Origin of the sequence: Streptomyces albidoflavus (genome assembly GCF_000719955.1) — a bacterium.
Lineage (GTDB): Bacteria > Actinomycetota > Actinomycetes > Streptomycetales > Streptomycetaceae > Streptomyces > Streptomyces albidoflavus.
The window spans coordinates 1-10,828 of the sequence record NZ_JOII01000064.1 but is presented as its reverse complement, the minus strand read 5'-3'; the positions used below and the strand labels follow the sequence as shown (position 1 = coordinate 10,828).

The window sequence follows — 10,828 nt, the reverse complement described above, 5'->3', positions numbered from 1 at the left end:
ACGCAAAACGCTCGGCTGGAAAACACCAGCCGAGCGCCTGCGTGATCTACTGACGGCCACATAAGCCATCAGGTGTTGCGAGGACCCCAAGAATCTGCCTCAGGGACCCGGGGGCGCGGCCGTGCGCGGAGGAGCCCGGTCAGCAGCGCCCGGCGGCCGTGGGCGACGGGGAGGGCTTCGGGGCGTTGAGCGCCTTGAGGGCGCCGGTGGCGGCGGCCTCGGGGGCCAGCTTCTTGAAGCCGTCGCCGATGATCAGGTCGACCTCGTTCGGCTTCCGGGGGCCCTTGGCCGCCCCGTCCGCCTCGCCCTCGGCCTCGGCGGGCTCGCCCTTCACCGGGGCCTCGACCTTCTGCTTCGCCCCGCCGACCTGGGTGGCGAGGACCGGGAAGGCGCCGTCGACCGCGTCGGCCGCGCCGAGCAGCAGGACGGTCCCCTTGACCTTCTTGTCGTACTCCTCGGTGGCGTTGCCGACCTCGCCGATGGCGAAGCCGCGCTTCTTGAGGGCGTCGGCGGTCTGCTTGGCGAGGCCGCTGCGTTCGGTGGCGTTGAGGACGTTGACCTTGATCCGGCCCGGGGCGGGGAGGGGCGTGGCCTTGGCGGGGGAGGCGCTGGTGGCGGGCGCGGGGCAGTTCCTGCCGCCCGCCGCCGTGGCGGTGGAACCGCCGGTGAAGACGTCGACGAGCTGGAAGGTCCCCCAGCCGACGAGTCCGAGGGCCAGCACGCCGCCGGTGGCCGCCAGGACCAGCTTGCGGCGGCCGCCGGTACGGCGCATGCGGGGGTACTTGTCCCCCGTGATGCGGTACTTGCCGCCCATGCCGGGGGGAGTGAGCATGCTCATGAGGCGCAGCGTAATGCGGCCCTGGGGCAATGCCTACTAAAGGATCTACCGCTTGGTCCCGACCGGTGGGAAAAGGGCCCATTCGGTCCCGTGTGGATGCGGAACGGTCACGTCCGTGGTCGGCCGGGCGGTGGCCGGTGTGCTCGGGCCGCTCAGTCCAGTTCGAGGACGCGGGCGTGGAGGACCTGGCGCTGCTGGAGCGCGGCGCGGACGGCGCGGTGCAGTCCGTCCTCCAGGTAGAGGTCGCCCCGCCACTTCACCACGTGGGCGAAGAGGTCGCCGTAGAAGGTCGAGTCCTCGGCGAGGAGGGTTTCCAGGTCGAGCTGGCCCTTGGTCGTCACGAGCTGATCGAGGCGGACCGGGCGCGGGGCCACGTCCGCCCACTGGCGGGTGGATTCCCGGCCGTGGTCGGGGTAAGGCCGGCCGTTTCCGATGCGCTTGAAGATCACACGGAAAGCCTACCGGGCCGGGGCGGGAGGCCGCAGCCTTGTGCACCGCGCCCCGGCCGCGATGGGGGCAATTGTTCGGTTTGGCGGCGCCGGAGCGCCGGCCGGACCCGCCCGGGCCGGCCGGCGCCGGTGCGTCCTACTCGGTCAGGCCGTGGTGGTGGCCCTGGGCCTGGCCCTCGCCCTGGTGACGCTGGGCCTTGGGGGCCGCCTTCTGCTTCACCGGCTTGCCGAGCGAGGAGAGGTCGTGCGCGTAGGTGCCGACCGCGTGGGCGATCACGTCGATGTTGGTGTCGAACGCCTTCATCGAGATGTTCTTCAGGTCGTCGCACGCCGAGTGGTAGCACGGGTCGTACGCCTCGCCCGCCGTGCCGCCGTACCGCTTGGCCTGCTCCTTCGTCTTGAGGCCCTCGGCGCCGGTGAAGGTGCCGCCGGCGGGGATGCCCGCCTCGACGAAGGGGCCGTAGTCGGAGCGGCCGTCGAAGTCGGTGCCCTCGTGCGGCTTGCCCTGGCGGTCCAGGAAGGCGGTGATGTCCCGCTCGATCTGGGCGGAGCCCTCCGGGCCGGGGCCCTCGCCGACGCCGTCGGAGTCGTCGCCGTCGAAGACGAACTGGGCGGCGTTGGGCGAGGCGATCATGTCGAAGTTGAGGTACGCCGGGATCTGGCCGCGCTGCTTCTCGGAGAGCTTGCCGACATAGTGCTCGGAGCCCAGCAGGCCGTTCTCCTCCGCCGACCACCAGGCGAACCGGACCTTGTTGCGCGGCTCCTTGGCCTTGCCGTGCTTGCCCGGGCGGTTCTGGTTCGTGGCGTCGGCGAGGTTGAGGGCGACCTCGACCAGGCCGGCCGAGCCGGAGCCGTTGTCGTTGATGCCCGCGCCCTCGGTGACCGAGTCGAGGTGGGCGCCGAGCATGACCGTGCGGTCGGCGGAGCCGCCGCGGGTCTCGGCGAGGAGGTTGTCGGTCTCGCGCTCCTCCTGGAGCTGGCGGATCTCCAGCGAGACCTTGGCGCCCTTGGCGGCGTCGGCGGCGAGCGCCTTGCCCTCGGCCTGGGTCACGCCACCGGTCGGGACGCGGCCCGCCCCGGCCTCGCCGAGGGTCCCGGAGAGGGCGCCCTCGGTGTTGTTGTAGATGATCGCGCCGACCGCGCCCGCCTCGGCGGCGGCCGCCTGCTTCTCGGCGAAGGAGCAGCCCCCGCGCTCGATCAGCGCCACGGCGCCCTCGACCTCGGCGGAGTAGTCCGCGGCGGTGCAGCCCGGGGTGGAGTCGGCGTCGGCCGGGGTGTCGACCAGGGCCGCCTGGAGGCCGCCCTCGGGGGTGGAGGCGGTGTACGTCATGGCGTGCACCGCGACGTCCCGCTGACCGGGCTCGACCACGGAGAGCTTCTGCGCCAGCGTCTCGGTGTAGGTGAAGGAGAAGGTCTGCCGGGTGACCTTGTAGCCGGCCTTCTTCATCAGCTTCTCGATGTACGCCGCCGAGGCCTCGTGGCCGGGCGAGCCCGCCGCGCGGTGGCCGTCGTTCCGGTCGGCGATCGACTGGAGCTTCCGCAGGTGGCGGTGGGCGGCGTGGGCCGAGGACTCCTTGACCAGCTCGCGGGCGAGCGCCGCCGCGTCCTTGCCCGGCGTCGACGGCTTGTGGCCGTGGCCGGGCCCGTGCCCGTGCCCGTGGCCGGGTGCCGCGCCGAGCAGCAGCGGTGTGGCGAGCGCGGTGGCGGCGACCACGGCCATGGTTCTGCGGGACAGTGCCTTCACAGGGTTCCCTCCCCGAAGTCCAATGTGAACATCCCCGCCGGAGGCGGGAGTTGGCAGAGCTGAACGAGAGACGTGCAGGTGTTCAACGCGGCTGCTGGGGAACCTAGCGATTCGCGCCACCCGGCGAAAGGGGACCTCGTCGTGATGGGCGGGTTTCGCCGGGTCGGTCCACCGGCCGCCGGACAGCGCGGCCGGCTCAGGACCCGTCGTCCCGGGCGGCCTTCGCGGCCCGTTTCATCTCCTGCTTGTGGGCCCGCACCCGGGCCAGCGACTCGGGCCCGGTGATGTCGGCGACCGAGCGGTAGGCGTGCTCCTGGCCGTAGACCCCGGCCGCCTCGCGCCAGCCGGGCGGGCGGACGCCGAGCTGCTTGCCGAGCAGGGCGAGGAAGATCTGCGCCTTCTGCGGGCCGTAGCCGGGCAGCGCCTTGAGCCGGCCGAGCAGCTCCTCGCCGTCGGCCACGTCCCGCCAGAGCGCCTCGGCGTCCCCGTCGTAGTGGTCCACCAGGTACTGGCAGAGCTGCTGGACGCGCCGGGCCATCGACCCGGGGTAGCGATGCACCGCCGGTTTGGCGGAGAGCAGCGCGGCGAACTCGTCCGGGTCGTACGCGGCGATCTCGTGCGCGTCGAGATCGTCCGCGCCCATCCGCCGGGCGATCGTGTACGGCCCGCTGAACGCCCACTCCATCGGCACCTGCTGGTCCAGCAGCATGCCGACCAGGTCGGCCAGCGGGCTGCGGCTGAGCAACGCGTCGGCCCGGGGCTCCTGCGCGAGCCGCAGTGTCTTCTCCATGCGGCCATGGTCACCTGGCCCGGGCGGGGCCGCACGCGGGCTGAGCCGCAGGTGGGAGCGGGTTCAGCCGAGCCCGTGCCGCCGCGCCACGATCCGCAGCACCGCGGCGCGCGGCAGCAGCCGGCACAGGGCGAAGACGAACGGGGCGTTGCTGCCGACCGCGTAGAGCGGGCGCGGCCGCTCGTCCTCGACCGCCCGCAGCACGGTCGCCGCGACCTTCTCCGCCGAGATCCCGGCGGCCTCGTTGGCGTTGAGGTGCCGCAGCATCGTCGCGTACTCGGCGCGGTACGGGGAGTTTGCCGCCACGTACTCGGTGCGCCGCTCGCTGATCCCGGTGGCGATCGAGCCCGGCTCCACCGTGCTCATCCTGATCCCGTACGGGGCCAGTTCGCGCCGGGCGGCGTCGGCGAAGCCCTTCAGGGCCGCCTTGGAGGCGACGTAGGAGGAGCGGTAGGCGAGGGGGAAGCTGGCCAGCATCGAGCCGACCATGACGATCCGGCCCGCGCGGCGCTCGCGCATCGCGGGCAGCAGGAGCTGGGTGAGGCGGACGGCGCTGAGGACGTTGACCCGGAAGAGGCGTTCCAGCGCCTCGGGCGGCAGCTCCTCCAGCGGGCCGCTCTGGCTCTCGCCCGCGTTGTTGACCAGCACGTCCACCGGCCCGGCCGCCTCGGCGCAGGCCCGCACGGAGGCCTCGTCGGCGAGGTCGAGCGCCAGGTAGGTGACGCCGGGGACCGGTCCGGCGACCCGCTCCGGGTCCCGGCTGGTGCCCAGCACCCGGTAGCCGCGCGCCACCAGCAGTGCCGCGACCGCCGCCCCGATGCCCGAGGAGGCCCCCGTCACCAGCGCCGTACGCCCGTCCCGCCCCGCCTGATCCATCGCCCGCCTCTTCCCGCTCGTCCGTTCGGCCGGGGGAACGTACCGGACGGTAGCCGGGGCGACAAGGGAGCGAGGAGGAGGGGCCGTTCCGCATCTGCGGCCGTTTCTTCCCCCTCGCGCCCGAATCTGCGGAGATCTTGGGCCGATTGGCTGGTATCTGCGGTTAGCGGATGGGGGTGCGGGCATCCCCCTACTCCGGGACCGGTGAGGCGGAGGGCGGGAGGCGCGCCATGGGCGGAGCTTCGGGCACGGCGAGGACCGGGCGGTGCGTCGAGCTGTGCGGGGAGACGGGGGAGCCGGCCCGGCTGACCGTGGCGGAGCTGGCGGGCGGCTGGCCCGAGCAGCGCGCCGAGGTGGTCTTCGACTGCGCCACCAGCGGCCCGCGCCACCACACCTTCACCGGCCCGCTCCTGCGGGACGTGCTCCTGGGCGCCCTCCCCGGCGCGGTCCCCGCCACCCGTAAGGACCGCGCCGGGCGGCTGCTGGTGATCGCCGGGTCCGACGGGCACCGCGCCGTCCTCGCCTGGGCCGAGGTCGACGAGGAGTTCCGCTACGCGCCCGTCCTGCTCGCCGTCCGCCTCGACGGCGCCCTGCTCGACGCCCCGCACCTGGTCGTCCCGGCCGACCGGTGCGGGGCGCGGTACGTCAGCGCGGTCACCGGGGTACGGCTGGTGCGGCCCGGTCTGCCGGTGGCCGCCGGCGAGGAGCGCCTCGTCTCCGGGGCGGGGTGAGCGGGCCGCCGGACACCCTTCGCCACCTGCCGAAGCGTCCCCGGCGTACCGTCGCCGCATGCCCCGACAGCCCCACCCCGCCGGCCGCGTCCCCCGCCCGGCGCCCCGCATACCCGCCGGCCGCCGCCCCGCCCTGACCGCCGGAACGGCCCCGTGACGCTCTGGGAGGCCGTCGCCGTCCTCCTCGCCGGGTTCGCGGGCGGCGCGCTCAACACGGCGGTCGGCTCCGGCACCCTCGTCACCTTCCCCGTGCTGCTCGCCACCGGGCTGCCCCCGGTCACCGCCACCGTCTCCAACGCGCTCGGCCTCATCCCCGGCTCGCTCAGCGGCGCCTACGCCTACCGGCGCGAACTGGCCGGACAGCGCCGCCTGCTGCTCCCCCTCTGCGCCAGCGCGGCGGCCGGCGGGCTCGTCGGCGCCGGGCTGCTCATGGTGCTGCCGCCCGGCGTCTTCGCCACCGTGGTGCCGGTCCTCGTCGGCCTCGCCCTCCTCCTGATCGCCGTGCAGCCCCTGCTGACCCGCGCCCTGCGCGGCCGCCTCACCCGCCCCGGCGGCGGCCTCCCCCTCCGGATCGGCCTCGGCCTGGCCAGCGTCTACGGCGGCTACTTCTCCGCCGGGCAGGGCATCCTCTACGTCGCCCTCTCCGGCGCCCTGCTCGACGCGCCCCTCCAGCGGATCAACGCCCTCAAGAACGTCCTGGTCGCCCAGGTCAACGCGGTCGCCGCCGGCTTCTTCCTGATCGCCGCCGACATCGACTGGCCCGCCGCCCTGCTGATCGCCGCCGGGGCCACGGCCGGCGCCCCCTTCGGCGCCCGCGCCGCCCAGCGGCTGCGCCCGGTCGCCCTGCGCGTCCTCATCCTCACCGTCGGCACCGCCGGGCTGCTCCACATGACGCTGAGCTGACCGCCGCTCCCCGCGCGTGCCCGGCCACGCCAACTTTCCGGAATCCGCCCTGGTCAGAGCCCTCGTGGCGGCCTTCGGCGCAGTACCGTGGAAGCAGCGGCGCGGCCTGGCGACGCCGCGCGGCACGCTCCCGGGGCGGCAGCGATCCCGGTCTCGTGGGAGGTGCGTACGCCATGGCAGACGTGGACCCCGACACAGACGCACGGCGCGACACGGGTGCCCACCCGGCCGCCGAGGCGGTCAGGTTCGGTCCCGGCCCGGTCCTCAGGCTGGAGCTCACCGACCACCGCGACGGGCTCTTCGACGGCGCCTGGTGGCCCTACTCGCACCGGGTGCACATCGAGATCCCCCGGCTCATCGGCGGGCTGGCCGGGCACTGGGACCCGGTGACGCGGGTCGGGGTGGACCTGGAGACCTGGGGCGCGCTGCCGACCCGCCTCGTGATCGACGGCCGAGTGGTGCGCATCGACGGCTACCCCGTCGCGGACGACACCGCCCTCGTCACCCGCGACGACCGCGCCCTCTTCTCCCTCCTCGTCGTCCCGCCCGAGGCCGCCCCCGAGGCCGCCGTCGCCGCGATGGCCCGGGCACTGGACCCCCGCAACACCGCCGCCGCCGGCACGATCCTCACCGAGACCGGCGTACGCCCCGGGCACCCGCGCCGCTGAGCGCGTCCACCCCGATCCCGCACGCCCCCCTGCCACAATGCCTTCAACGGTCCGGCTCGGGGGGTGCGTGCGATGGAACAGGGCCAGCGCTGGTGGGGCCCGGTCGGCCGCGGTACGGAACCGCCCCCGCCACCCCCGTCACCCTCACCTCCCCGGCCCCGCGGCAACCGCCGGCCGAAGACCCCGCCCGGCCCCCGCCCCGCCGCACCGCCGGCCCCCTCGCGCGCCCCGCGCCCCGTCATCCTGCGCCGCGCCCTGCTCCTGGGCGCCGCCCCCCTGGTCCTCGCCCTCGCCGCCGTCCTCCTGACCCCCGGCCGCTGGGAAGCCGCCCTCGGCCTCCTCGCCGTCTACGCCGCCACCTGCGCCGCCGCCGCGTACCGGCCGGGACGGGCTCGGCCCGGCGGCACCCCGGACCGTCCCGGCGCCACCCCGGAACACCCCGGCCCGCCCGCACTCCCGTCCCCGCGCACCACCGAGCCCCGCCCCGCAGCGAAGGCTCCCCCCGCTGAACTCCCTGCTTCCCTCCCGGCCCCGCGCCCGGCCCACGACCCGGCCGTCACCACCTTCGGCCTCCTCCTCCAGGCCCACCCCTTCGTCCCGGCCCCCGGCTCCCCGTACCAGGAACTGGCCGCCTGGAGCCGGGCGCTGGAGGCGTACGACGAGGCCGGGCGGGCCGGTGCCGAGCAGGTCCCGGGCATCCTCGCCGAAGGCCGGGCCGCCCTCACCACCCTCGACCGGCTGCTCGGCCTCGACACCCCCGCCGCCGCCCCCGACTGCTTCTTCGACCCCTGGCACGGCCCGGCCGCCGCCACCGTCCGCTGGGCCCCGCCGCACGGCGCCGCCCGCACCGTCGAGGTCTGCCGCGCCGACGCCGCCCGCCTCGCCGACGCCGAGGCCACCACCGGCCCCGCCCACGCGCCGCCCGCCTACGACACCTGCCACGGCAACGGCGCCCTCCGCCTCACCCTGCGCACCCCCGGCGACGCCGCCCCGCTGCTGCTCGCCTTCACCTGCGACACCCCGCGCACCGTCGAGGTGATCGCCGGCTCCGGCCGCCGCGGCCGCGTCCGCCTGCTGCGCCGGCAAGGCCCGGTCGGCGCCGTCCTCCCCGTCCCCCGCGGCACCGCCACGGCCGCCGGCCTCGCCCTGGACATCCGCGCCTCCGGCCCCTGGACCGCCACCCTCCTCGCCACCGCCCACACCCGCGACCTGGGCCCCTCGGCCGAGGGCACCGGCCCCGACATCCTCACCAAGGAGACCCGCTCCCGCCTGGTCCTCCTCCACCACCAGGGCCCCGGCCCCTTCCGCGTCCGCCGCCTCTACCGCGACTTCCGCCCGGGCCCGGTCCTGGCCGAGGGCACGGGCACGGCCCGCATGGAACTGGGGGTGCCTGGGGTGTGCCTCCTCCAGGTGGAGGCGTCTGGGGCCTGGCGTCTGGTGGACACGGCGGCGTAGCCGCCGGGGTCGGCTTCGAAGAGGCTCAGGCGGGGACGGGCCGCCGGGCCGGGCGGCTGTCCGGGACCGGCAGATGGGCGACGACCTGGGCGTGGAAGTGGTCCACGGCCTCGTCGACACTGCGGATGAAGCCGGAGGCGGCCGATCCGCGCGTGGTGCCCATGCCCTTGAAGAGGGAGAGGCGGAAGCCCATGATCCGCTCCCCGTTGCGCGGCAGCAGGTCCGCCGGTTCGGGGCGCAGCCGCTCCAGGGTCGAGCGCGGCCCGTTCCCCTCCTCGACCAACGTCTCCACATGCAGGTCCGCCGGAGCCTCGGCCAGCATCCGCAGCAGGCGCTTGGCCGAGGAGAGCGGGTAGCCGCCCTCCGGCACCGGCACCTCCACCGAGGTCCGCAGCTTGCCGGTCCGCAGGTCGGCGGTGAGGGCGAGGACGCCCGGGGAACCGTCGACCCGCAGTTCGGCGGTGAGCCGCCCGTCCTCGCAGAGCCGGTCCGCGAGTGCCGCCCGGCGCGCGGCCGGATCGGCGCCCCGCTTGCCGCGCTGCACCGGCATCGCCTTGCGGCCCAGCTCGCCGCCGATCCGCAGACAGACCTGGCGGACCAGCCGCTCCCAGCTCTCGATCACGTCGACCGCCCGCGCGTCACCCGGACAGAGCGTCTCGGCGTCGATGCCGTTGCGGACCTGTACCCAGGACGGGCCCATGTTCTGGAAGCCCTGGCAGCCGGAGTTGTCGTGCTGGAGGTAGTGCAGCAGTTCCTGGAGCAGCCAGGCGTGCGCGGCGTTGCCGACGCCCTCGTGCCGGATCAGCAACTGCGCCTGGTGGGCCACCTCGGCCCAGGAGAGGTGCCAGAGCGCCACCTTGTGCTTGCGGCGGCGGTCCATCTTCACCTCGACCAGCGGACGGCCCTCCAGGGCCACGTCGTTGGAGAGCGTGATGACCGCCTCGTAGCCGCGCCGGGCGGCGATGTCCACGTAACTCTGCACCTGGTCGGCACGGAGCGGATTGCCGTTGGTCTTGGTCTCCACCAGCGCCGTCCAGAGCTTTCCGGCCCGCTCGACGCGGATGATCCCGTCCGGACGGCGCGGGGTCTCGCCGTGCGGCAGCGTCACCTCGGTGAAGGTCTCCATCCGGCCGGCGGGCGCGCCGAACGCGGCGGTCAGCCGGCGCCCGAACTCCGGCACCTGGGCCATCGCGGCCAGCAGCACCGAGGTGGACCGCGTCTCACGCTCCCGGTCGCTCTTGAGAGAGGCGGCAGGAAAGAGCCGGGCGGAGCGCCAGGCGTCGTTCTCGGCGAGCGTCCGCTGCCGGGCGGCGGGCAGGGTGACCTTCTTCTTGGCGGTCCGGGGGCGACGGCGCACCGGCTTGGCCGCGGCGGGCTCGGGAGCGGGCCGCTGCGCGGGGAGCGCCACGGGCGGGGCCGGGGCCGGGGCCGGGTCGCTGGGCTCCGGACTCCCCGGGGCGGCGGTCGCGGAAGCCTGGGCGTCCTCGGGCGGAGCGGCGCCCTCCTCGCCCTCACCCTCGTCGTCCACGTCGATGCCGAAGTCGGTGGCGAGCCCCGCCAGCCCCGAGGCGTACCCCTGGCCGATGGCGCGGAACTTCCAGGCCCCCTCTCGCAGGTACAGCTCGCCGAAGAGGAAGGCGCGTTCGTCGGTGGCGCCCTCGATCGCGTACCCGAGGAGCATCTCCCCGGAGCGGTCGGCCAGGGTCAGCCGCAGCTCGTCCAGATCGCCGAAGCGCCCGTCGCCGTACTGGCTGGCGGCGATGACGATGCGCTCCACGCCGGGAGGTACGGCGCCGAGGTCGAGGCTGACGCGGTCCTCGCTGCCGTTGCCGGCCGGGGTCTTGCCGAGAAGCTGGACGCTGCCGTCCGGCGAGGCCGGGTGGTTGTAGAAGTAGAAGTCGCCGTCGTGGCGGACCTTGCCGTCCGGCCCCAGCAGGAGCACCGACACGTCGGCGTCGCCCTCGCCGGCCGGGCTGCTCCAGCTCAGGCCGACCACTACCGCGGATGTGTCCTCGCTCAGTGTGGCCAGTGCGACGTTGGCTCCCTTGGACATCTCGCGCACGCGGTCCCCCCTCACTCTGCCGCGCCGGGCGGCCCCCACCCCGTTGTTTGTGTGACCGCCGCCACAGCGGGGTCATGAGCTGCAAGGTATCTCCTGATGGAGGATCTGGTCAGGGATGTGAAGAAAAGGGGGCGGCTTGCTTTTCGTCCTGACCCGCCGCCTCTGACCCTGCGGGCCACCGATTGGCCTCAAACGCCGGCCGGGCTGTGAGGGTCGCGGGTCGTTCCCCGCGTGGGTCGGGCGGGGCCGGGTCGGGGTACCTCCTCACAAACTGCATGGTGCGGGGTCAGTCGCTTCAAGGCGGCCGTGTGT

General features: G+C 74.9%; 10 protein-coding genes. 4 read left to right on the top strand and 6 right to left on the bottom strand.

The features are described 5' to 3' along the window. Positions 1-139: 139 nt before the first annotated feature. The 5 genes from IF45_RS0130585 to IF45_RS0130565 all read right to left on the bottom strand — a co-directional run bounded on the left by IF45_RS0130585 (position 140) and on the right by IF45_RS0130565 (position 4,697). Entirely contained in the window at positions 140-838 is a 699-nt protein-coding gene (locus IF45_RS0130585; protein ID WP_165395707.1) for a LytR C-terminal domain-containing protein, read from the bottom strand. A gap of 152 nt (positions 839-990) precedes the next feature. Next, positions 991-1,287 carry a type II toxin-antitoxin system VapB family antitoxin gene (locus IF45_RS0130580; RefSeq protein ID WP_003949502.1) on the bottom strand — a complete coding sequence of 99 codons (297 nt, stop codon included), beginning with the start codon at positions 1,285-1,287 and terminating at the stop codon, positions 991-993. Between the two features lie 136 nt (positions 1,288-1,423). Continuing rightward, the gene (locus tag IF45_RS0130575; protein WP_030310828.1) at positions 1,424-3,007 is read right to left on the bottom strand and encodes a M28 family metallopeptidase; all 1,584 of its coding nucleotides are present in this window, start codon (positions 3,005-3,007) and stop codon (positions 1,424-1,426) included. Between the two features lie 220 nt (positions 3,008-3,227). Further along, positions 3,228-3,821: an HhH-GPD-type base excision DNA repair protein gene (locus IF45_RS0130570; RefSeq protein ID WP_008408647.1), complete on the bottom strand. Its 594-nt coding sequence runs from the start codon at positions 3,819-3,821 to the stop codon at positions 3,228-3,230. A gap of 63 nt (positions 3,822-3,884) precedes the next feature. After that, positions 3,885-4,697: an SDR family oxidoreductase gene (locus IF45_RS0130565; RefSeq protein ID WP_030310827.1), complete on the bottom strand. Its 813-nt coding sequence runs from the start codon at positions 4,695-4,697 to the stop codon at positions 3,885-3,887. 230 nt (positions 4,698-4,927) lie between these two features. Here IF45_RS0130565 and IF45_RS0130560 point away from each other — a divergent pair, with 230 nt between their 5' ends. The 4 genes from IF45_RS0130560 (at position 4,928) to IF45_RS34325 (ending at position 8,454) form a co-directional block, all read left to right on the top strand. Further along, a complete protein-coding gene (locus IF45_RS0130560) occupies positions 4,928-5,428 on the top strand; it encodes a molybdopterin-dependent oxidoreductase (protein ID WP_030310825.1) in 501 nt (166 codons plus the stop codon). Positions 5,429-5,581: 153 nt separating this feature from the next. After that, complete coding sequence (locus IF45_RS0130555; RefSeq protein WP_008408650.1) at positions 5,582-6,331, top strand: sulfite exporter TauE/SafE family protein; 750 nt, start codon at positions 5,582-5,584, stop codon at positions 6,329-6,331. Between the two features lie 173 nt (positions 6,332-6,504). Then, complete coding sequence (locus tag IF45_RS0130550; RefSeq protein ID WP_003949508.1) at positions 6,505-6,999, top strand: DUF5994 family protein; 495 nt, start codon at positions 6,505-6,507, stop codon at positions 6,997-6,999. A 72-nt stretch (positions 7,000-7,071) separates the two neighbouring features. Continuing rightward, entirely contained in the window at positions 7,072-8,454 is a 1,383-nt protein-coding gene (locus IF45_RS34325; protein WP_030310822.1) for a hypothetical protein, read from the top strand. Between the two features lie 25 nt (positions 8,455-8,479). On the opposite strand, the gene IF45_RS0130540 is transcribed toward IF45_RS34325, so the two are convergent. Continuing rightward, positions 8,480-10,507: a TerD family protein gene (locus IF45_RS0130540; protein WP_030310820.1), complete on the bottom strand. Its 2,028-nt coding sequence runs from the start codon at positions 10,505-10,507 to the stop codon at positions 8,480-8,482. Positions 10,508-10,828 lie beyond the last annotated feature (321 nt).